The following is a 23811-nucleotide window of genomic DNA, read 5'->3' as shown; positions in this document are numbered from 1 at the left end:
ATATTCTCTTTTAAAATGTGACATTAAAACCAATCAATACAGTACGTTGCTGAGGATAGGTTACAGCGGCACTTGCTTCGATTTCCGGATCTATCTGATATTTTCCTACATTATCCGCTGAAATCAGGTTAGCACCGTTAACAAACAAGCGTATTTTCTCAGCCCTTATCTTAGTCAGCAGATTTTTAGGCAGGCTATAACCTAATTCCATATTTCTAAATCTTAAATATCGAATATTAGTAAGCCAAAAATCACTGTTTCGGGCATTAGGGCCTGTATTACCATTTCTGATAGCCGGATAATAGCCCGGAATCCATTCACTGTTGGGATCATAAAGGTCGGCACGGTGCCACCTGTCTTCCAACAAGTATTCGGGTGAATTTCCTCCTCCATGAAATGGGTTTCTGAGCTCATAGTTTTGATTCCACGACTGCATGGTTCCTCCGGCAAAGTCGAGGTTTATATCTATACCCTTCCATTCCAAACCAATATGTCCGCCAAATGTAACCATAGGAGCCCAGCCTGTCGGATATCCGATAGGACGTTCATCCATCGAGTTAATAATGCCATCTCCATTCACGTCTTTATATATGAAATCACCGGGTAGAAGCGTACGGTTATTTTGACCATCTATATCAACAGTATAATTTTTGATCTCGTCTTCGGATTGGAAACGACCAACTACCTGATATCCCCACCAGATACCACCCCAACGATCTTCTGTAGACGAGCGATATTCGTCCCATGAATTACCGAAACGAGGCTTGTACGATTTTATTTCTTTATAGCGTGACATAGTAGCATTACCACTTACCGTGTAGTTTACGTTTCCTATTTTATCGGTGTATGTGATTATACCCTCAGCACCGTAATATCCGTTTTCATTCAGATTCTCATTCGGCAACGTATAGCCTATTTCGCTTGGCAAAAGAATATCATATCTTGCAGCCGGTACTCCGGTTCTCTTTATTTTGAAGATATCCGCGGTAATAGTAAGCTTATTATTAAGCATGGCTATATCGATACCAAGATTCGAATTGGTGTTTTTCACCCATGTCAAATTAGTAATAGGTAATCCTCTGGGGCTCACTCCGGTTACGAAATTGCCATCTAAAACAGCATTTCCCTGGTTCCATGTATATCCACCCAGATAGCCGAACATACCTACACCTTGTTCCAATCCGGTTTGACCAATAGAGGCTCTGATCTTCAAGTCGTTTACAGCACCTTTTAGTCCTTTGAAGAATGGTTCGTCCGAAATACGCCAACCCAATGAAGCTCCCGGAAAGAATCCCCATCTTTTACCGGCTGCATATAAATAAGAACCATCGTAACGCCCAAGCAACTCAACCAGATATTTGCCCTGATAGTTGTAATTAAGCCTGCCTATATAACCTGCTCTAGCCTCGTAAGACCAATCATCTCCAAACGAATTCATTTTATCGAATTCTAATGCAGGCAGGTAATTATTGGATGGGTTAGTACCCATCGACAGGTAGTTTTTGTCATAATCCGATCTTTCATAGGCAAGGGTTGCCGAAAAATAATGATTATTAATCTGTTTAGCATAATCCAGTTGGAATTGTCCGTATCTGGAAACAACCTCCCTTTCGGTTTGATATCTCCAACCGGCATCGGAGCCTCCAGTACGATCGTAGCTGTCATTTCCTTTATTATAAGTATATACATCGTAAGTATATTGGAATCCGTCAAATTTATTGTTGGTATAATTGTACGAAACAGTTCCTTTAGCAGAAAGCCCGAAGTCGAATTTATATTGAGCATATAAATTTATATTGGCATTTCGATAAAGGTTGTCTTTATATCCGGCAATATCCCGATGGAATAATGCAGGATTGCGGGAAAAATCGTTCGTATGATTAATATAATTCGGATTATCATTTGCATAAGGCCCTACCGTAGGACGGTTTGAAAACATGCCAAGTATAGCCGCAAAATAACCATCTCCACCCGGAAGACCGACATCCTTGCTATTCTCCTGTTTTCCACTGATCTGTGTACCAATTGTCAACCCCTTAAGTAGTTTAGCCTCAAGATTTGCCTGTACATTAGTTCTTTCATAAGAAAAATCCTCCATAAGAGCATCCTGACCGGTGTTCGAAACCGATAGGAAATAATTGGAGTTCTTGGAGCCTCCGGTCACATTTGCATTAATCTGATACTGAGGTATGTTTTTCCTCATCGTTAGATCATAATAATCATAGCCTTTATATCCGGGTTCAGTACCTGCCTGCCATTTTGCCAATTCTTCGGGGCTATATGTATATTTACTGGGATCTACTCCTGCATTTTGTTCAGCTTCTACCCATCCTCTGGTATATTGTGCCGCACTTGCCATTTTGGGAAACCGGGTTAAGTTTTGCCAGCCATACTGCCCGTTTATATTAATTCTGACTTTTTCGTCATTCTTCCCTTTCTTTGTTGTTACAAGCACAACTCCACTCGCAGCACGCAACCCATAGATAGCAGCCGAGGCATCTTTCAATATAGATATGCTCTCTATATCTTCCAGATTGAGTGAATTGAAAATATCAGTACCCGAAACATTCGACGATTGTACCCAGTCTCCTCCTGTCTGCCCTCCATATGGAATACCATCGATTACAAACAGAGGATTACCCATATTACGAACTTCAAGTACAGCTCCTCTTCCGGGTCTGGCATCTTTTGCCCTTACAGATATTCCCTGTATTCTCCCGGCTAACGCTCCTGCTGTAGTTGTGGAAGCAGTACGGGTCAACTCATCCGATTTAATGTCGCTGACAGCACCTGTCAGATTTCTTTTCGATTGAGTACCATACCCTACAACTACAATGTCTTCTAACATTTTAGAATCTTCTTCCAGAACAATATTAAATTTAGTTTTACCGGTTATCGGTATCTCTTGTGATCTATAACCGATATAGCTGATAGTCAGTATGCCACTATCGGCATTCAATGAGAAATTTCCATCTACATCGGTAACAGTACCGTTAGATGTCCCTTTAATAAGAACACTGACCCCAATTAGTGGATCATTCTTTATATCCACGACCTTGCCCGTGATTTTACTTTGTGCATATACCATTGTTGGGATCAACAACAAAAGGGTGCACATAAAAATAATTTTAAGATGCTTCATAAATATTAATTTTAAAATTAACGAATAGGGTTTATCCTTTTTGTAGTTCGTATTTATTCCTTAAGGTTTCTTTTTTGTGTTCTCCACGGGAGATTATATCTTATATTGGAGAAACGGTTTTTTCATTTTTTGGTAGATTCAATTTGTAAAATTATGTCCATTCTTAGCATTAGTAGCTGATACGAGAGTGATCGAACAGGGTTTGTCTTTATCGTCTAATCTTATTATAAAACTCACACCCGTGATTAATTGCCATGATTAATAATTTAAAGTGTACCGGAAGGTATCCATCAACATTTAATCGCCCCTACATTATAGTAATAGGAATAGATATACACGGAAAGATGAGCAGTTAGCCAAAACTTTTTTTTGTCTTCATGAAATCAGATTTTAAGGTTTATGTAATAATTTAAAGCTTTTTGTAATTATTTCACAAATGTATATAGGGGGAGAGATTATAGACAGGCTCAAATTAGTCATTAATAAACACGGAATCGGTCAATCGCCAGTTTGGCTGTTTATACATGCGGGATAACCGCTACTTTTGATTGAATTATTAGTAATGTATTTAATCTATGAAACCACTTTTCTGGCTTATTTTTATTTTTCCTTTTTTTATACAAGCTCAAAACTTCGATATCAAAAAGCTTGGAATCGAACATGAAATTTCTAATAATTATGTAGTAAGTATAACCCAAGATAAGAAGGGATTCTTATGGTTTGCAACAGAATCGGGTCTTAACCGATTTGATGGCAATAAATTTAAAGTTTATAAAAAAAACAATCCACTGGCTACAAATTGCATAAGTGGGAATGAACTGAACAAAGTATATGCTGATGCATATGACAATCTGGTATGGATAGCAACACAGCGTGAAGGTTTAAATATGTTTGATTGCAACACGGAAACTTTTACCCATTACAGGCATGATGCTAATAATCCATCAGGAATCGTAACCGATGATATTACCGATATTATAAATTCTAAAGACGGCAATTTATGGATATCAACATTTTACAGGGGTATTGAATACTTTAATAAAAAAAACAAAGCATTTGAACATTACAATAAGGTCACTATCCGCAATATGGTCAGTGATAATGTATGGTCGGTAAATGAGGACAATAGAGGTTTTCTATACATTGGCCATGTAACTTCGGGACTAAGTGTTCTTTCATTAAAAGACAAAAGGATAAAAAATTTCAGACATAATCCTCTTGATAATAATAGTCTACCCGGAGACGAGGTCAGAACAATTTATATTGACAAAAACGATAATATATGGGTGGGCACGAATAACGGACTGGCTCTTTTCAATAGAGAGAAGGAGTCTTTTATTGTTTTCAGACATAATGCCCAAAACAATAAATCTCTTCTCTCCAATTACATCTTCACTATAAATCAGCTTCATGATGGCAAACTATGGATAGGAACTGAGAAAGGAGGAATAAGCATTTTAGATATCAATCAGAGTATGTTTTTGATTCCCCAAAATGTCTCATTTAATAATATTACTTACAGCGATGACAACAGAGGAGTCTCAAATCGTACGATAAGAAGTATCTATCAGGATTCGTTCAAGAATATATGGGTGGCCACATATGGAGGTGGAGTTAACTTTATAAGCCACCATCCTCCTTATTTTAATACATGGGCTTATTCTCCTGTTCCGACATTGGATAACATCTTAACATACCCCATAGCATGGGGCATGTGCACAGATGAAAATGATCGCATATGGGTTGGCACAGACGGGGGAGGAATCAATGTCTTCGAAAATGGTGAAAGAATACAGATTATTGATAATAAAAACAATAAGCTAACTGATGATGCTATTTTAGCAGCAATCAGAGATTCAAATAATAATTTATGGTTTGGAACATTCAGGGGAGGTATAAATATCTTTAATCCTAAAAATAAAGCTATATCACAATTTTTGATCGATGGAGAAAGCATAGATATCAGATGTTTTTACGAAGACAACGAAAAAAACATGTGGATAGGATATTCCAACGGCTTATATCGTTATAATATAGAAACAAATAAAGGACAGCTATTTTCTAAGAAAAATTCGGAACTACCTAATAACCTCGTTCGTGCGGTTTCGAGAGATAATGATGGGCAAATATGGATTGGCTTTTTCGGAGAAGGCTTAGTTATTCTTGATAAGAATATGAAAACCGTTAGACGTCTGAAAATTGAGGAAGGATTACCATCCAATACGGTAAATCATATATATAAAGATAAAAAGGGGCAAATGTGGATTGCAACCGGCGAAGGTTTAGTTTGTTTTAAAACACCACTCAATCCCCGTGAATATATTGTATTTAACGAAAAAGACGGACTTAACAATGCACATATAAGAGCTTTAACCGAAGATTCGGATGGTAATATATGGCTCAGCACTAACGGAGGTATTAGTCGTTTTATAGCCGAGGGTAGCAAGTTCTATAACTACAATCGCTATCATGGAGTTCCTTTGGGTGAATTTATGAGTGGATCGGTTACCAAGGATTCAAAAGGCAAAATATTTTTCGGATCACAAAATGGGGTGTGTTATTTTGATCCCAAATCGATTCCAACCCACATAGATTTACCTCCAATTATTATCACTAATTTTAAAGTTTACAACAATCAATTAAAGTTGTCCGAGAACGAAATTGATATGCCAATAACATCCACTATTAAATTAGATTATAATCAGAATACATTCAGTATCTCTTTCAACGTTTTAGATTACGCCCTCAATCAATTAGTCGATTATACGTATATGCTTAAAGGATTGGAAAATTTATGGTACAACACTCAGGGAGAGAATTCCATTACATTTCGTAATATCCCGTCCGGGACATATGAACTATTAATAAAATCCCGAATCAAGAATCAGGAATGGACGGGAGATATTACCTCTTTAAAAATCATAATAAAGCCACCACTATGGTTAACATGGTGGGCTAAAACATGCTACTCAATTATAATTCTGGCAATAATTTTTCTTATTATACGCTTTTATAAACGCAAGCTTGACCTTGAAAATTCTCTTACCCTAGAGAAAAGAAATCACATGCAAGAGCAAAAATTAAACGATGAAAGACTCCGCTTTTTCACTAATATCACCCACGAACTGCGAACACCTTTGACTTTGATTTTGGGGCCTCTGGAGGATTTACATATAGATACCGGTCTTTCAGATAAACATTCTGCTAAAATATCGCTGATTTATCGGAGTGCTACCCGCTTATTAATTCTTATAAATCAGATTCTTGAATTTCGGAAAACCGAAACTCAGAATAAAAAACTTTCCGTATCTAAAAGTAATCTTTCGCAATTGATACAAGAAGTCGGATTAAAATATAAAGAGCTGAATTCCAATGCAAAAATCACATTTAAGATTATTATAGATACCCCTGATAAAAAACTATGTTTTGACTCTGATATAATAACAACGATATTGGAAAATCTTTTATCAAACGCATTCAAATATACACAAGAGGGTAATATTATACTGACCTTGAGAGATACTAAAGAAAAAGATATTAAGTATACCGAAATTGAAGTTCGAGATACAGGCAGAGGTATTTCTGCTGATTCTATATCAAAAATATTTGACCGTTATTATCAAGCCGCCGGAGACCGGCAAGTATCGGGAACAGGTATCGGATTGGCTCTGGTTTACAATTTAGTATCTATACACGAGGGAGAAATATTCGTGGATAGTGAACTCGGAAAAGGAACCTGTTTCCGTTTCAGAATCAAGTCGGACAATGTTTACCCCAATGCCTTACACATGGATACTAAACCCCGGGATATCTTAGAAAGAAACCTTGAGAAAGATACTGCGTCTGGTACAAATAGCAAACAAATTATTCTGGTTATTGAAGACAACAGAGATATTCTGGATTATATTAATAATTCGTTATCCGAACAGTATATAATATACACAGCTATTAATGGGAGAGATGGTTTGGAAAAAGCATACGCTTATATACCTGATATTATTATAAGTGATATTATGATGCCTGAAATGGATGGTTTTCAATTAAGTAGAATATTAAAAGAGGATGTCAGAACAAGCCATATCCCCATTATTATTCTAACAGCAAAAGACTCTATTCAAGATCGGACAGAAGGCTATACCATTGGAGTAGAATCGTATATAACTAAGCCATTTAGTGCAAATTTATTACAAAGCCGCATATTCAACCTACTTGAAGCCAGAAGAAAACAAGCCGAAATGATAAATAAGAACACAACAAATAAAAATGCAATTATAGTAGACTCTTTAAATAAGATTGATAACGAATTTATCGCAAAGATAACTTCCATAATAGAAGAGAATTTGGATTCCGATAAAATTGATGTCGCATTCATAGCTGACAAAATGAATATGAGCCATTCGACACTATATCGGAAAGTCAAGGCTCTTTCAGGTATATCAGTAAATGAATTTATAAGAAAAATCAGAATAAGCAATGCAGAGCAACTATTACTGACCGGAAAATATACCATCACCGAAATTGCCTATATGGTCGGCATAAATAGTATGACTTATTTCAGGCTATGTTTCAAAGAAGAATTCGGGATGCCTCCGTCTGAATATATCAAGCAAATAATTAATAATACGAATCAGTAGTTAAAATAAATTCTCTGAGGATAACGGTTTTACTCATCACAGATAAATGGAATCTGCAAGTGCTTTGATAGTGAGATTGAAGGCTAGGTTTAAATATCAATCATCCGCTCAGCTAACCTTTCTTATTATACCATTGTTATTGATAAGTCTCCATGAATAATACCTTTTACAGCAGTCAACTGATTCGCTAAATCTTTCAGTACCGAAGCATTTCCTTTCAGTGCAATAATTTCCATACAAATATCATGATCAAGATGAATGTGTTGAGAGCAAAGGATGACATGATAAAAATGGTGTTGTATCTCCGTTATTCTATCCAATAACTCCCTTTTATGGTGGTCAAATGACAAAGTGATAGAACCACCGACAATTTTATCGGAATCCAACTGACTTTCAACTTCTACTTTTTTTATCAGGTGGCGAATAGCTTGTGAGCGGTTAGGAAATTTATTGCTGATAATATAATTATCTAATAAATCCAATACATCTTTCTCTACGGATACTCCAAATCGAACTACTTTCATTGCTTTATTTTTTTCTAAATATTTTTTCTAACCTTGAGATAAGGTCTCAGACCTATTTATTTCTTTGGTAAGTATGATAACGAGAGATAGTTATAGCTGTAAAATGTAATAATAAACATTTACAATTACTTAACTCAGTGAATCTCACCAAAGGGCAACATAAATTTTTTACCCTCTCTCATAAACTCCACAAAGCTCATACTATATACCTTTTCAAGCAATTCAACATTAGGTTCTTTCGGATTGCTTGGAGTATATATGTTTCCATGATGCAAATAACAAAAATGGTCTGCATACTGAAAAGCAAGAGTCGGATTATGCATAATAGCAATTACCGTAAAATCGTTCTCTGAGTAGTCTTTCAGTTTTTCCATTAAGTAATGTTGATAATAAACATCTAAATGATTAGTTGGTTCATCCAAAAGTAAGATTTTTGGCTTTTGCATCAATAAACGCCCAATCATAACAATTTGCTGTTCACCTCCCGAGAGCTGAGTAAAGGGTTTGTCCTTTAATCGTGTAATGGATAAATCCTTTAATATTTTATCAACTAACAAGCGATCTTCCTTTTTAGGAGCAAAACCGGAAAAAGCAGTACGTCCTGTTAATAGAATCTCTTCGACTGTAAACGAAAAAACCGATTGTGTAAATTGAGGAAGAAAGCCTATTAATGAAGCCCGATCTTTGAAACGCAGTTTATCAATCTCCTGACCGCAGATACGAATACTACCTTGATCACCTTTCAGTAAACCGGCAATGATTTTAAACAGGGTAGACTTCCCTCCCCCATTAATACCAAGCAAAACCGAAAATTTATTTTCGGGGAATATAGCATTCACACCATTAAGCACTGGTTTGTCGCCATATGCATAGTGCAGGTCTTCAATATGTATAGCTTCTGTAATCAATTCCAATTAAGTTTATTTTTTCTCATTAAAAAAACAAAGAAAGCACCACCCAGTATAGTTGTAAAAATTCCTATTGGTACTTCAAAAACAAATAAAGCCCTCGATAAGTTGTCAATTAATAAAAGAAAACTTCCTCCTAAGAAAATATTTCCCGGAATAGATTTACTATTATCCGAACCCAATAACATTCTTACTATATGCGGTAAGAACAACCCGTAAAAGCTAATAATACCTGCAACGGCAACGGTTGTAGTAGTCATTAAGGTAGCACAGATAATCAAAATAAGTTTATCAAAAGCAGGATTTACACCTACCGATTTAGCGGCATCATCTCCTAATGCTAATAAATTTATTCGCCAACGATATACAAAAACAATAATCAAACAAATCAGTATCGGCAAAAAAGCTTGCTTTAGCTCTATCCAGGAAGCCGCATGTAAATTGCCCATTGCCCATTGCACAATCGCCTGTAATTTATAAGGATTACTTATATACTGAACCATAGTAAGCAGAGCCATAAAGACTCCGGAAATTATCATCCCCGAAAGAATAATGGAGACCGTAGATATTTGCTTATGGGAACCGGCAATCATATAAGTTAGAACAACTGCTATAGAGCCACCCACAAACGCATAAACATTTACGAAACTTAATGAATAAACAATTGCTAATGATGCTCCAAAAGCTGCACCCGATGAAATACCCAGAATATAGGAATCTACTAAAGGATTGCGGAATATTCCCTGCAATACACCACCGGATGTAGACAAAGCCGCACCTACTAAAAAGGTAAGCAAAATTCGCGGCATTCGCACATTGAAAAGGATATTTGAAATCATTTCATATTGTGCAGCTTCATCTACATTCATGATGCCATCAGCCAATTTTTTGTATAATAAAGGTAAATAGTCAAAAACATTAACTTGGGCTGATGAGCCAATGAACAAGGAAATTACCAACATAGGCAAAGGCAGTCCAAAACAGATTATATTAGCAATTTTCCTATTCAAAGCAGATATATTTAGGGTGTTAAGATTGAGGTTTAATAGCCGTTAACTGAAACAGGGACGAATTATCTTCCGGCTTGTGTAAAAGTCGGTTTTGTGCTTCCTCGTCCACCTCCACTTTACTAAATCCGACCTTCTCTAATAATTCAAGATCTCTTTTGGGACGGCTGTACTTACTTATATCCAACTTGCTTTTAATAACGTTAGCTTCTTCCATTATTCCGGCAGGATATTTTTCATGACCTTCTTGCGAAAAACGCATGTTACCAAAATCCCCATCAAAGTTTAAGAACAAGCCTTTTGGTTGTAAAACCTTGAAACTTGCAGCATAAAACTTCTCTACATCGGGAGTTGTCCAAGTCATTAAGCGTGTAAATACCAAATCAAATTGATTCTCCGAAAACTCCAGTTCTTGTGCATCCATAACATGATAGTTAATTGAAAGACCCAGATCTGCAGAAACTTTCTGTGCCTCTTCAACCATATTAGGAGATAAATCAACTGCTGTGACTTCGTATCCGGCAAGGTGGAGAATATTTGCAAAATAACCCGAAGCTGTTCCCACTTCCAAAACCTTGTTACCGGGTAAATTAGGTAAAAGCGATTTAAAATATTCTAACCAATATGTGGTTTCGGGCAAAGTCCATGCTTCTTTCTTTTCTTCACTCCAGATGGCACTCTGTTTGTCCCAATATTTAGCTATTTCTGTTATCATTATAAATATTTTATAAGTTTTTCACTGGTTTCTGTTCCGTAAAGCTCTGCAAGTATTTCTTTTATCTCATTTGTTCCATCTTTGGAATCATAAGCCCAATTATGAATAGCAACTGCTGCACATAGCGACTTAAATGTATGGGGATTGTAATAGAACATAGGCATGAGATTGTGAATTTGTTTTTCTTTAATTGCGGTAATACCTCCTAACTCTTTTTTATTGTAAAACAAGTCGGGACTATCGTTCCACATAACGATCATATCAGGATTCCAATCAATCAATGTTTCCGGATTAATGTTCGGCTTATCCATTTCGAATGGGCAAGCATTTTCTACTCCCGCTAAATCGAGGCAATCATTCATCATGCTATTACGACCGGCAGTAGAAAAGATTCTTCCATTTGCCCAAGTAAAATATACTGATTTGTGAGGTGATGCTCCTTGTAAAGCTGTACGCTCCTCTAAATCTTTTATTTTATTTTTTGCATAAGTAATTAACTCCTCTCCTCTTTCTGCTTTACCTGTCAGAATAGAAATGTCTTTCATTTCTTTCACCAAATCTTCATATCTTGCGGCAGCAGCAATATAGACCGGAATATTCATTCCCTGAAGGGTTTTAATCACGCTTTCGGGCAATTGCTGAGCAATAACTAAATCGGGATTCAATTGAATAATACTTTCTAAGCTCGCCAACTCATTACTTCCCGGTGTGGCCAGTTCTTTATTTAAAATACGGGAATCAATATGCTTGTAATAATCATATAATTCACTGTCAAAATAAGTTTCAGCAGGTATTCCGATCAGTTTGTCTTGGGCTTGTAACATATAAATCACATCTACCGATGGATCGAACAAGCATACAATTTTTTCTGCCGGCTTAGCCAAATTAATCTCATTTCCTTGAATATCTGTCACCGAAATAGCAGAAGAACTATCCGATTTTTTGTCATTCGAGTTTTGATTATTACAACCTGCCAGAAGTATTAAGCTTAAGAATAGAAAAATAATACGCATGATAAATAGTTTAAAGGTTTAGAGTTACTGAGCAACGGTAATTGATTGGAGGTAATTGTACCCAATAATACATATCATTTTTCTTCCAACCTGTCGAATATTGATGTGTATCCAAGATATTATTCACCATCAGGTTTACACTGAATTTCTTTTTGGTAAAAGCAATTCCGCCATCCATTCTGAAAAAGTCTTTTAATTCCTGAGGATCAATAGACGTAAACCTTTCAGCTCTTCCTGCCATATATTGATACCCTAAAGACAGGCTAAAACTATTAAGTGCCTTAAATGGTAATTCGTAGTTAACCCAAGTATTCTGTATATGCTTGATGCGGTTAGGTGTAGCCATTCCCACCATAGCAGGATTCTTATCATCTTTAGTAATCTTCGAATCGGTATAAGCGTAATTGATAATTACATTCAGACCTCTTGCAATACGCCCACGAATATCAAATTCTATTCCTTTTGATTCGTTTTCGCCCGATTGATAGAAATCATTATTCACAGGGTCTTTAACAATATTATTACTACGCGTAATATGATAAAAAGACAGAGTTGTACTCAACGCTTTATTATACCAATCCTTTTTCAATCCCGCCTCATAACTCACTCCCCGGAGAGGTTTCAATGCAGTTTTGTCATAAGCGATCCCTGCCTGAGGAATAAAAGTATTATCGTATAATCCATAAACACTGAAAGATTCCGTTAAAAGGAAATTGGCTCCTAATCTTGGTGTAAGCACCCAATCTGAAGCGTCAGTCTCTTCTCCATACTGATTGAAATCGGCATCCGATTGAGTCATTCTTAATCCTGCCGTAATTTTCAACTTATCACGTAACAGAGATATTTCATCCATCACATATGCAGAAGTATAATACAATCTGCTGTCAGTCAAATTTTCAGGAGCATCAATTCCATTTTCCGAATCAAAATCGCCCCCTATCCCATTATTATTAATGACATTGGAATATATCGGATTAGACATGCTTAATGGATAGATAGTAGTTGCCGTATTCCAGGTATCTTGTGTTTTGTTTCGTTTGTGGTTAAAATCTACGCCAGCAAGAAATGCATGCTTTACTTGTCCGGTCGAAAATTTACCTTGCGTAAAAGCCTGTGTAGAAAAGATGTTATACTTCATACCATCATAAACATAATAGCGGTCGAGAATATCGGGGTCTGTTTCATTTTTCCCATATACCCAAAAAATAGTTCCTTCCGATTGACTATTTATATTTGATACCTGTGTAGTAAAAGCCCAATTTTCATTGAATTTCCTTTGAAAATTCACAAAAATATTATGATCGTTAGCTCTATATGGTCTCAAACTTGGGTCGCTTATACTAAAATCTCCCGGTAATGAACCAAAGCCATTAGGTGAAATTTGTGCTTCACTCAGAAACATATAATTCAATCGTTGGTAGATATAATCGACTGACAATGAGGTTTTATTATCGATTATATACTTAAGAGAGGGAGCAATCAATATACGGTCATTATTATCGAATTGTAGAAAGCTTTTTTTATTCATTCCCATTATATTGAAACGGTATAATAACTTTCCATCCTCATCTACCGCACCATCCAAGTCGGCTTCAGCTCTTATCAATCCAAAACTTCCCTGAATCATTCTGAAAGTTTTTCGATTCGTGCCTGTTGGCTTTTTAGTGATAATATTGTATGATCCGGCAGGGTCGCCTATTGAATTCATAAAACCCGACGGACCTTTTATAAACTCTACACTCTCAATTATTGCAACATCATCGCCAATCGGACCTTTCAATAAAGGCCGAAGATCAACTCCATTACGTTGGGCGCTGATATACCCTCCACGTGTATATATATCAGGAGAAACTCCGTTATGCAACTCTTCCCGAAACGTTCCACTTACGTTCCTTGTAACACTTTCTGTTAAATTTAACGACAGCTGATCTTTTAATACGGAAGCATTGATTATCTGAATATTTTGGGGAGCCTTAAGCAATTCTCCTTGTATTCTCAAACTACTGGAGATATTATCCAAATTGTATTTCTTATAGGGCTGAGCCTTTACAGTAACCTCTAGTAGAGTAACACTTTTAACGCTATCAGATTCTAACGGTGCTTCTTGAGAATGCACATAAGACAAAGATAATACAAAGGCTAGAAATGTAGTTAACAATATTTTCCTCATGGATACGGCATGTATTTACATTAAACTTATTTTCTTAAACTCAACACCGACTTCTCAATAGTAACACGAATATTCTTTTTTTGCTACCCTCATTTAAGAACAAATATCCTATGATTTTGTTTTGTGCTTTAGTGATAGAAATGTGAATAAAACTCATCCATATGTTAACAAAACAATCCATAGAGTACATATATTTAAATGAAACTAATATACATATGATTGATTATCACGTATAATAGAAAAAAAAGACAAAGAATCAAAAAATATACTAATTCTGACAGTAGCTTCTAAGCTTTAACTAAATCCGAAAGAAATAAGTTGAATCATTTACCTTTTTAGAAAAACATAAAAATAATATATGAGTATTCCCCTTTCAATCCAATGATATCCGCATTAAAAGAAGATAACTAAACTTATATACATTATTCTCCAGATCGTTTAGGTACTTATAATATAATAAGAATACAGAATAGAAAAAGGCAGATAAATCTGCCTTTTTCTATTCTGTATAATATTTCAAAATTATAATCAATATAACTTACTTGTCTTTATTATGATCAGACATTTTTCTTTCGAAACAGAGATATAATCCAAAGCAAGACAACAGCTCCTACTACAGACATTATCAATACTCCTAAGATTCCTCCTGTAGTAATACCGAGTAAACCATAAATCCATCCTCCCAGGACACTACCAACCAGTCCCACTATCAAATTAACAATAAAGCCGAAACCATTCCCTTTCATTATCCAACCGGCAATGGCTCCTGCGGCAACACCAATAATTATCGACCATATAATTCCATAACCTTCCATAATCTAAATATTTTAATTAATAATTGTGTAAACTCCAATTGTAGAAGTCTGTCAATATTACTATAAAACAAGAAGAAAGAAAGTTTTGTTCGATATCTTATATATTCGAATATATATTATCCGGGAAAAACAACATAGAATCATCCTTCTTTCAAACTCTTTTTCACAGATAAATTTCGCCTTTTAAATACATTCTTGCCTGTCCACTTATTTCAACTCTATCATTCAAATATTTGCATTTCAAATACCCTCTACGCTCCGATAATTGAATGGCTGTCAATTCATCCTTACCTAGTATATCTGACCAGTAGGGAGTCAATGTTGTATGCGCCGAACCCGTTACGGGATCTTCGGCAATTCCTGATTGCGGAGCAAAAAAACGCGAAACAAAGTCCACCTCATCTCCTTTGGCTGTAACTATGACTCCCCGTCCATCTAGTTTTGAAATTCGATCAAATCTCGGAATTAGTTGCTTTATTTGCTCTTCATTAGTAAATACTAGCAAATAATCGGTCTTACCTCTAAAGGCAAATTCAGGGGTAATATTAAATACGTCAGTTAATTCATTTGTCAATGGTATAGATTCAAATACATCAGTAGGAAAGTTTAAAGTTAATAACTCACCCTGCTTAGCTACCGTAAGATTACCACTTCTCGGAGAATAAAAGTGAATGATATTCTCTTTATAGCTTTCATAATTAAACAAAACAAAAGCAGCAGCAAGAGTTGCATGCCCACAAAGGTCAACTTCTACTGAAGGTGTAAACCATCTTATTTCATAGTGATTGTCCTGCTTTACATAAAAAACGGTTTCGGCTAGATTGTTCTCCATGGCTATCTTTTGCATCACACTATCACTCAACCATTTGTTAAGTGGACAAACTGCTGCGGGATTTCCCGAAAAAACTTTATCTGTAAAGGCATCTATTTGGTATATTCTCTGTTCCATCTGTCAATATTTTATTGCTAATATTATTGGTGAGTCAAATTTCAAGTTGTGAATTTAGTCTTTTTCTTTAAATGTCCTATTTTCATCTAATCGCAAAATAAATTATTTTATATTCAGAAATTATAAGTTTTATTTCATTTTTTCATTCTTGTATATACGTAATATTATTATTCTTAAAGTTTAGAAAAAAAACATTAATATCTAATGAACTTTAATGTGTTCGGAATGTTTTAATACAAGAAATAGAATAAAAAAACATTCACTTTAACTTAAATTTATAGACTAAGTTATCAGAAAGATCAAGATTGTCGTAATATTTAACAATAAAGAATATTACAATACATATTTATAACACTTTTCACACAACTAAACTAGAGATATTCATTATTAATCACTAATGGTTACTATAAGCCGTCATAATTTATTTAGAAATATAAATTCATATTATAAAACTAAATATCCTTAACCCTTACACATTAAAAAAAGTAAAAGTCATGAAGAAGTTAAAACTACTCTTTTTACCTCTAATAGCTGCGGCACTCTTGAGTTCATGCAGTAACTCAGAGACTAATTCTGATTCAGGAATCCCTGAAGTTGGAACTCCTGCAATGTTAAGAATCGAGCTCAAGAGTCTGATTGAGAATTCAACCCGGGCTAGCGGCACTCCTACCAGAATAAACGAATCGCATATAGGATTGGGAACCATCATGGTATTTAAAGCCGGAGCGGGAAATAATATCCTTGACGGATACGCCACCTTCGATTTTACAGGAGGTACTACTACAGTACTTGTACCCATTACTGCAGGTCCACGTGATATCTATGTTGTAGCTAATAATACATTATCTGATTTCCACAGTATAACACAAGTATCCGATTTGTATAACTTAACCAGTAAAGCTGATCTTACCAGTCAAAATGGAAGTAATCTGGCAATGAGTGGTTTCACTCTAGGTGTCAATGCCAGTAATGCTACAGTATCGTCACCTGCTACGGCCAGCGTAAATCTTAATTTTGTGGCTTCACGAGTTAGTATGGACTGGGATTTAAGCCAACTGCCACCGATAATGGCAGGTTTTGAGGTAACAAGAGCTTATTTGCTGAATGTGAAAAGCGAATCTGACTGGTTTTCATCTGCATCCAATGTCTCTTTGACGCAACATGTAAATTCATTTTTTAATGGGCTGGGAGACACCTTCACTTTTTCGGGTAGTTATTTACCGGTTCCTCCTGCAACCAACTCTTTCAACTCGATCCTTAACATGACAGATGTCACTACCGGAAAAGGATTTGCAAATAACTATTTCTATGTATGGGAAAATTCGAGTACTTTCCCGACTATAGTTGTTATTGAAGGATCATTAAGTGGAAATACATACTATTATCCGATAGTAATTAATGGAGACTTAAACGGAACAGGCCCCGGTGGAAGCACCAACGGTGGAAATAAATCATCTACCGTTACAAGAGGAAACATCTATAATGTAAGAGCTATCATCAAAGGTTTTGGAGCAACCGATCCTTATGCACCTTTAAGCCCTGCAGCTATTGATGTAACTATTACAACTGCAACATGGAATCCTATCGTATCAATTGATCAGGAATTTAATTAACCCCTATAAAGAAACATATCCCTATACACCTGATAATGTATAGGGATAATTCTCAATCTGGAAATAAAAAAAGATATGCAAAGAAATCGTATTTTAAGAATTAATGTATTATTATACATATTTCTAATATTATTTCTGCCATCCTGTATCAAAGATGGAGATCCGGAGGATTGTCTCGACACACATCTGTTACAGGTTAAAGCTGTCGGTGTTTCGGATGCCGTCTTATATGTCTTTGATGAAAATCAATTGTTTCTGGATACAATAGTAGTTCATGCACCGGCCCTATCGACCAGAGCTGATATTGAAATGAACGCCATCGTAAAACTGAATTATCCAAATCATAGTAAAATAACCGTGGTTGGATGGGGAAACAGCCTTGGTGAAGAACAAAACATACCGCTCCCTCATGTAGGCTCATCATTAAATGATGCAAGAGTAGCTCTTAAAACAAGCACAGGAATAAACTCGATGCGTTATGCTCGCTCTCCGGCTGATCTCTTTCAAGGTTATTTAGAGATTGATCTGACTGGAAAAAACAGACAAACTATTACACATGTAATAAATTTGACCCGTAAAATATCCAGTGCCTATATCGTTACAAAAGGCTTGCAAGAATGGGTTGGAACCAACGATACCGATTTTAGTTACGTAGTTAAGAGTACTTATGATTCTATGGACTTTAAGGCCGAATTGACAGGTACAAAAGTGAATTACCAACCTAATACATTATTCGAGGCTAATGGAAACTTTATAGCTCCTATTTTTAATACCTTTCATTCGGCAGATGAATATATAACAATAGAAATATACAAGGGGACAACACTGGTATATAATGCCAGAACAGATTCAGATGGAAATCCTTTCAAATTAGAGGCTGGAAAACTACTACAAGTTCTTATCATATTGAAGGGAACAGGAGCAGGAATTAATGTTTCCTTTACAATAAGCCAATGGGGTGTAGTAAATATAGACCAAGAACTCTAAACTGAAAACAATGAGCGACAAATCTTATATTAAACACAAAGTCGCCAAGACACTATTATTTTGTTTGTAACCTTTTGAATAGGAAAGAAAAAAATCTTTGCAGCTCAGAGTTTTCTTAAATGTGATAACAAATATTATAAAAATCATTCAGATGAATATTACACATGCATTAATTGTCGTATACAAGATGTTGACATATAATCGACATTCAAAGGGAGCATCTGTTCCCTGCGAACAATTATTGTATTATTCTGACCGAATCAAAATATTATGTGGAAAATTTAAGGTAATAAATCATTTATCAATTAATAAAATGAAAGTTATTCCATATACCTTATTTTTCATTTTCATGTTAGCATCCTGCCAACAAGAAGAAACATTGAATACCGGAAAAATAGTAGAAGGAAAAGAAATAAAAGCCAGCTTCACCATTCAATATTCTAATTTCAGTATTCCCAAATTAAGATCACAAACATCTGGAGAAAAAGAGATTAATGATATTGAAATAGTAGTATTTGTAAGTGGAGCTTATCAATATACTGTTACAGGAAAAAATCTTACCACTTCATCGGGAAATGTTGAATTTAATGCACTATTATATTCTACAGCTTCTCCTGTAACCCTTTTTATTCTCGCAAACGGAACTGATATTCTCGCTAATAATCCACCTCTGGAAGTTGGAGATACAGAGAGTGAGGTTGCTGTAAAACTCAAAAATACATTTTCAGCGGCTGGTATCAATGGTAATTTTCCAATGTTTGCATCCTATTCTTTACCTTCGGGTTTGGATGCATTAATTGCTAATAACATTACAGGCATTAACTTCCTACGCAGTATTGCACGCATTGATGTTAATGCAAATGCTGTTACAAGTAACTTTCGACTAGCCAGTGTTCAGGCTTTTCGAGCCAACAACTCGCTTCAGATTATACCACAAAGCAGAGAGTCGAATTCTGCTACTGTACCAAGTATTCCATCGGGTAGTACTGCCAATATAAATACAACGGTAATCACTCCTACTACTACCGAGGCATCGTCTTTATCTCAGCTCTACTTACCCGAATCGGCTGCTCCTTCGGAGGCTGATCAAGTAAGTCAGGCAACTTGCGTAGTGATTGGAGGTTACTATAATGGCAGTTCTACAATAAGCTACTATCGCATGGATTTTGATTCAGGAATTTCAGGGCATCCTTTTGGGCAAATCCTACGTAATTATCAGTATACATTTAATATAGAAAGTGTATCTCTTGTTGGATATCCGACAGCAGAAGCTGCAGCAACGAATCCTTCTTCATCAGGAATTTCCTCTTCAATAATAGTTTGGGATAGCAATACCACCAATATGGTTACCGACGGGCAATATTATCTTGGTATTTCTAAAAATCCGATATTTCTAGCTTCCGGCATAGGTTCAACAAACACCTCACTTATTGATGCAAACACTACTTATACAATGCAATGGGCCAGCTCAGAGGGAATAGGTACGGGAACACCATCCACCTCTTTAAATAATGGTATATTCAGTGTAGAACAAATAAACGGTGGTACAAGTATTCAGGTTACTGCATTAACAGCAAACAGCCTTACTACAGATATTGTACAATATATACTACTGAGAAGCAACGACAATAATAGCTTATCGTTATTTATAACTATTAGACAGACAGCCTTTGGGGTCATCCCAAGTTCAATTACCATATCAGCCAGTGGAGGTGAAGGTTATGCATTGGTCACCAGCAGCAGTCCTTGGGGAAGTATCAGCAATCAAAGTTGGTTTACTGCAAATGCCTCCGTGGGAGATACTCTTAAATGGACTGCTACGCAAAACACAGGATCGACTCTACGTACAGGAAATCTTGTGGTTAATAATTTGAACGGTGAACAGGCATCCATACCTTTCCAACAAAATATACCGAATAATACTGTTCTTAATGTGTATTCCTTAAGAAGTGGACTTGCCTATTTAGGTCTGGGATCTGCAGTAAATACTGCCGAGTCCAGAGCACAAGGTCTTAAAGGAATACTCACTAACGCAGCAAATTTCAGTTTGTCGGGTAAAGTCAATTGTGGCGGTTTTAATTTTACTCAAAGTACAGTTCTACCGCATGCTCTTAATGCAACGGTTCTTGCCAATATTAATATTCTTTACATAAATCTGGTAGGTGGCATATCAGAGATCAGTACGGCGGGAGCTGCTGCCTCTGTGACTTGGCTCGAAGAAGATCCAAAGCGGGTAATGATTGTTGCTTTTGACCTAAGTGCAAATACAAATATAATGAATGCTCTGGGAGTAACTAATATTACTTATTATGGAGATGTAGCAGGAACTTATCCAATGCAGTTTAATAGTAATACAACGTATTTCAGTAATACGGGACCATTTACATCCTATCCGGGTAGCCCTATCAAAAACCCATTCAGTTTCCGCAATTATGATGCCAATTATGCAGAACTTTCGATAGCCGCATACCCTTCCATTACTCCTATTCTAAAAGGTCCTCATGGAAATTGTTTACTTGGGGTAGACTATTCCAGAAGAGTTATATACGTTGGAGACATTGACATATTTAGCTCAGGATCAGGATACAATGCCACTCCAAACAACTATATACAAAATATAACAGGTCTTATCAACAGCGATGCTTCCAGATTAATCGGTAATGTATGGGGATGGGCTACAAACACAGCATTAGGGGTGACACCTTAAATAATGAAAAAAGAAGACTTAAAAAAAACAATGAACAGTATACAAAAAAAGAAGAATATGCTTTCTTACCATACAACTTCAAAGAAAGGCAATCTTTTATCCGATAGTTTGGATGAAAGGGTTAAGTATGCTTTCAGGAATCCCATAAAACATCTTTTTTATGGCTTATTATTTATATTCTCTCTTTTTTTCAGTTCCTGTCAGGATATTGATCCTATGGATAGCAGAATAGAAGAAGGAGCTAAAATTAAAGTGACTCTGCGACTTCTGTCTCCTTCTCCGATATCTAATTCTTTACAAACCCGTGCCCAGACCGATGCAGAAAGTAATGTTCAGGAATTAGCAATCCTGGTATTCGAAAATAATGAATATAGATATACCGCAATTCCTCAAAACATCAATAGTTCAGGTGGAGTTACAACTTTGAATACCTATTTTCAAACGACCTCATCTCCTGTAGATATTTATTTTCTGGCTAATGCAGATGACATTATAGTGAACAATCCGCTGACAATAGGAGATAGCAAAGCCGCTGTAAGAGAAAAGCTAACTTCTGCATTTGCATCTAGTGGGATAAACAGTAATTTTCCGATGTTTGGAGTATACTCGTCTGCAAACGGTTTAAACGGAAGCATTGGAAGTATAACCAGTATTAGCCTTCTACGTACTATAGCACGTATAGATGTAGATGCGAGTAATGTCTCGGGGAACTTTCAATTAGTCAGTATCCAAGCTTTCCGAGTTAATAATTCTGTACAGCTTATACCCGATAGCATGTCAAATGTAATGGTTACCGCCCCAAGTATTCCGTCAGGAAGCTTAGCTAACATACATACAACGGTCATAACCCCCACTACTACTGATATATCCTCTACATCTCAATTATATCTTCCCGAATCGGCAGCGCCAACGGTGGCGAATCAGTTAAGCGAAGCAACCTGTGTAGTTATCGGAGGCTATTTTAATGGTAGTACCATAATAACCTACTATCGTATGGATTTTAATCCCGGATCATCTGCAAATCCTTTTGGTCAGATACTTCGCAATTATCAATACTTATTTAGGGTTAATGATATAAGTCTGCCCGGAGCAGAAACAGCTGTCGAGGCAGCTAATAATAAGCCTACGGGAATTACAGCACAAGTACTCGATTGGGATATAAACAGTATGAGCCTCAATTTCCAAGGTAATTACTATTTTGAAGTTTCTTCCCGTTCGGTTATACTCGGATCTCTTCCGGGATCTTTCAGTGATTTAACTGTAAATACAAATGTATCCGAGTATACAATGGAATGGTCTAAATCGGATGGAACAGGTGATGGATCACCATCATCCACGATTTTAGATAATGGCGTATTCAGGGTAGAACAATTAAATGGAGGAGCAACTATCCGATTTACAGCATTAACAGAGAACACACTGCCCTTTCCTTTTAACGACCATGTGTTGATTTCAGCATACGGAATGCGTATATTACTGTCTATCAGCCAACCCAGATTTAAAGTTACTCCAAACCCTATTATCATATCAGCAAGTGGAGGAGCAGGTTATGCACTGGTGACCAGCAGTAGCCTTTGGGGAGGTATCAGCAATCAAAGCTGGTTTAGTGCTACTACAGGCGTAGGGGACACTCTTAAATGGACTGCCACTCAAAATACAACATCTTCATTACGGACAGGGAACCTTTTAGTCAAAAATCTGGATGGGGAACAGATATCTGTGCCTTTCCAACAAAATATTCCTAATAATACAGTTCTGAATGTATACTCTTTACGCAGTGGTTTTGCATTTCTGGGGGCCGGACCGACCATAGGAACGGCTGATGCCAGAGCACAAGGATTAAAAGGCATTCTTACAAGGGCGGCTAATTTCGGATTGGCCGGCAGCGTGAATATGAATGGCTTTAATTTTTCGGAAAGTACAGTTTTACCACATACTCTAAATGCTACTACTCTGGCTAATATTAATATTCTCTATATGAATTTACCCGGGGCAGTAACTGATGTGAATGCAGCTGGGGCAACAGCAGCACTCAACTGGCTGAACGGCAATCCTCAAAGGGTATTGATTGTAGGATATGACCTAAATACAAATGCAAATATGTTGAATGCTTTAGGGATAACCAATGTAACTTATTATGTAGATACACAGGGAACTTATCCGATGCAGTTTAATAGTGATACACAATATTTTAGTAATACGGGACCTTTTACCGCTTATCCGAACAAGGCGATAACCAACCCGTTTAGTTTCCGTAATTATGATGTATATTATGGCGAAATTAATACTACTTCGTATCCGAATATTACACCTATCTTACGAGGACCTCACGGAAACTCTCTGTTAGGTGTTGATTATACTAGAAGAATAGTTTATGTCGGTGATATTGACCTTTTTAGTGCATTAGCAGGAAATAATGCAAATACAAATAATTATATTCAGAATACGACGGGTATTATCAATAGCGATGCTTCGAGGTTGATTGCCAATCTATGGGCATGGGTTACAAATACAGCATTAGGGGTGACACCTTAAAATATAAAAGTAGCTAAAGTGAAACTATAGAATCTATTTATAATTTCACTCTAGCTACTTTTGCCTTAATAATTTCTTTTAATTCCTTAGGA

The 23811-nt window shown here is 36.2% G+C and carries 14 protein-coding genes; 5 read left to right on the top strand and 9 right to left on the bottom strand.

The features are described 5' to 3' along the window. Positions 1 to 10 precede the first annotated feature (10 nt). Positions 11 to 3142 carry a SusC/RagA family TonB-linked outer membrane protein gene (locus tag CLV62_RS06700; RefSeq protein WP_110310013.1) on the bottom strand — a complete coding sequence of 1044 codons (3132 nt, stop codon included), beginning with the start codon at positions 3140 to 3142 and terminating at the stop codon, positions 11 to 13. 575 nt (positions 3143 to 3717) lie between these two features. Here CLV62_RS06700 and CLV62_RS06695 point away from each other — a divergent pair. After that, positions 3718 to 7776 (top strand): hybrid sensor histidine kinase/response regulator transcription factor, encoded by a 4059-nt coding sequence (locus CLV62_RS06695; RefSeq protein ID WP_110310012.1) that lies wholly within the window; start codon positions 3718 to 3720, stop codon positions 7774 to 7776. Positions 7777 to 7901: 125 nt separating this feature from the next. On the opposite strand, the gene nikR is transcribed toward CLV62_RS06695, so the two are convergent. The 8 genes from nikR to CLV62_RS06655 form a co-directional block, all read right to left on the bottom strand. Further along, positions 7902 to 8300, bottom strand: coding sequence for a nickel-responsive transcriptional regulator NikR (gene nikR / locus CLV62_RS06690; RefSeq protein WP_110310011.1), 399 nt, complete (start codon positions 8298 to 8300; stop codon positions 7902 to 7904). Between the two features lie 134 nt (positions 8301 to 8434). Further along, positions 8435 to 9214, bottom strand: a complete 780-nt coding sequence (locus CLV62_RS06685; RefSeq protein ID WP_221409224.1) for an ABC transporter ATP-binding protein — start codon at positions 9212 to 9214, stop codon at positions 8435 to 8437. Continuing rightward, positions 9205 to 10218, bottom strand: a complete 1014-nt coding sequence (locus CLV62_RS06680; RefSeq protein ID WP_221409223.1) for a FecCD family ABC transporter permease — start codon at positions 10216 to 10218, stop codon at positions 9205 to 9207. The genes CLV62_RS06685 and CLV62_RS06680 overlap by 10 nt, the downstream gene beginning before the upstream one ends. A gap of 19 nt (positions 10219 to 10237) precedes the next feature. Continuing rightward, positions 10238 to 10930, bottom strand: coding sequence for a class I SAM-dependent methyltransferase (locus tag CLV62_RS06675; protein WP_110310009.1), 693 nt, complete (start codon positions 10928 to 10930; stop codon positions 10238 to 10240). Beyond that, positions 10930 to 11943: an ABC transporter substrate-binding protein gene (locus CLV62_RS06670; protein WP_110310008.1), complete on the bottom strand. Its 1014-nt coding sequence runs from the start codon at positions 11941 to 11943 to the stop codon at positions 10930 to 10932. Before CLV62_RS06670 ends, CLV62_RS06675 begins: the two co-directional genes overlap by 1 nt. A gap of 10 nt (positions 11944 to 11953) precedes the next feature. Continuing rightward, positions 11954 to 14113 carry a TonB-dependent siderophore receptor gene (locus tag CLV62_RS06665; RefSeq protein WP_110310007.1) on the bottom strand — a complete coding sequence of 720 codons (2160 nt, stop codon included), beginning with the start codon at positions 14111 to 14113 and terminating at the stop codon, positions 11954 to 11956. Positions 14114 to 14670: 557 nt separating this feature from the next. Next, on the bottom strand, positions 14671 to 14928 hold the full coding sequence (locus tag CLV62_RS06660; protein WP_110310006.1) for a GlsB/YeaQ/YmgE family stress response membrane protein: 258 nt from the start codon (positions 14926 to 14928) through the stop codon (positions 14671 to 14673). Positions 14929 to 15091: 163 nt separating this feature from the next. Beyond that, entirely contained in the window at positions 15092 to 15877 is a 786-nt protein-coding gene (locus tag CLV62_RS06655) for a PhzF family phenazine biosynthesis protein (protein WP_110310005.1), read from the bottom strand. A gap of 494 nt (positions 15878 to 16371) precedes the next feature. On the opposite strand from CLV62_RS06655, the gene CLV62_RS06650 reads away from it, so the two are divergent. From CLV62_RS06650 to CLV62_RS06635, 4 genes are all read left to right on the top strand, one after another. Next, positions 16372 to 17490, top strand: coding sequence for a fimbrial protein (locus CLV62_RS06650; RefSeq protein ID WP_110310004.1), 1119 nt, complete (start codon positions 16372 to 16374; stop codon positions 17488 to 17490). 75 nt (positions 17491 to 17565) lie between these two features. After that, positions 17566 to 18477 carry a FimB/Mfa2 family fimbrial subunit gene (locus CLV62_RS06645; protein ID WP_110310003.1) on the top strand — a complete coding sequence of 304 codons (912 nt, stop codon included), beginning with the start codon at positions 17566 to 17568 and terminating at the stop codon, positions 18475 to 18477. Between the two features lie 151 nt (positions 18478 to 18628). Continuing rightward, a complete protein-coding gene (locus tag CLV62_RS06640) occupies positions 18629 to 21184 on the top strand; it encodes a BACON domain-containing protein (RefSeq protein ID WP_110310002.1) in 2556 nt (851 codons plus the stop codon). A gap of 30 nt (positions 21185 to 21214) precedes the next feature. Beyond that, a complete protein-coding gene (locus tag CLV62_RS06635; RefSeq protein ID WP_221409222.1) occupies positions 21215 to 23719 on the top strand; it encodes a fimbrial protein in 2505 nt (834 codons plus the stop codon). Positions 23720 to 23811: the final 92 nt, after the last annotated feature.

The sequence above is a fragment of the Indolivaga alginatilytica genome, from assembly GCF_003201355.1.
In the GTDB taxonomy this organism is placed as follows: Bacteria; Bacteroidota; Bacteroidia; order Bacteroidales; family Dysgonomonadaceae; genus Dysgonomonas_A; species Dysgonomonas_A alginatilytica.
The sequence above is the reverse complement of the archived record's forward strand: the minus strand, read 5'-3'. Positions and strand labels throughout refer to the sequence as shown.

What these genes read in the sequence shown, in the direction of transcription:
- CLV62_RS06700 (WP_110310013.1), bottom strand. Translation starts at nt 3,142, where the DNA reads ATGAAGCATCTTAAAATTATTTTTATGTGCACCCTTTTGTTGTTGATC.
- CLV62_RS06695 (WP_110310012.1), top strand. Translation starts at nt 3,718, where the DNA reads ATGAAACCACTTTTCTGGCTTATTTTTATTTTTCCTTTTTTTATACAA.
- nikR (WP_110310011.1), bottom strand. Translation starts at nt 8,300, where the DNA reads ATGAAAGTAGTTCGATTTGGAGTATCCGTAGAGAAAGATGTATTGGAT.
- CLV62_RS06675 (WP_110310009.1), bottom strand. Translation starts at nt 10,930, where the DNA reads ATGATAACAGAAATAGCTAAATATTGGGACAAACAGAGTGCCATCTGG.
- CLV62_RS06670 (WP_110310008.1), bottom strand. Translation starts at nt 11,943, where the DNA reads ATGCGTATTATTTTTCTATTCTTAAGCTTAATACTTCTGGCAGGTTGT.
- CLV62_RS06665 (WP_110310007.1), bottom strand. Translation starts at nt 14,113, where the DNA reads ATGAGGAAAATATTGTTAACTACATTTCTAGCCTTTGTATTATCTTTG.
- CLV62_RS06660 (WP_110310006.1), bottom strand. Translation starts at nt 14,928, where the DNA reads ATGGAAGGTTATGGAATTATATGGTCGATAATTATTGGTGTTGCCGCA.
- CLV62_RS06655 (WP_110310005.1), bottom strand. Translation starts at nt 15,877, where the DNA reads ATGGAACAGAGAATATACCAAATAGATGCCTTTACAGATAAAGTTTTT.
- CLV62_RS06650 (WP_110310004.1), top strand. Translation starts at nt 16,372, where the DNA reads ATGAAGAAGTTAAAACTACTCTTTTTACCTCTAATAGCTGCGGCACTC.
- CLV62_RS06645 (WP_110310003.1), top strand. Translation starts at nt 17,566, where the DNA reads ATGCAAAGAAATCGTATTTTAAGAATTAATGTATTATTATACATATTT.
- CLV62_RS06640 (WP_110310002.1), top strand. Translation starts at nt 18,629, where the DNA reads ATGAATATTACACATGCATTAATTGTCGTATACAAGATGTTGACATAT.
- CLV62_RS06635 (WP_221409222.1), top strand. Translation starts at nt 21,215, where the DNA reads ATGAACAGTATACAAAAAAAGAAGAATATGCTTTCTTACCATACAACT.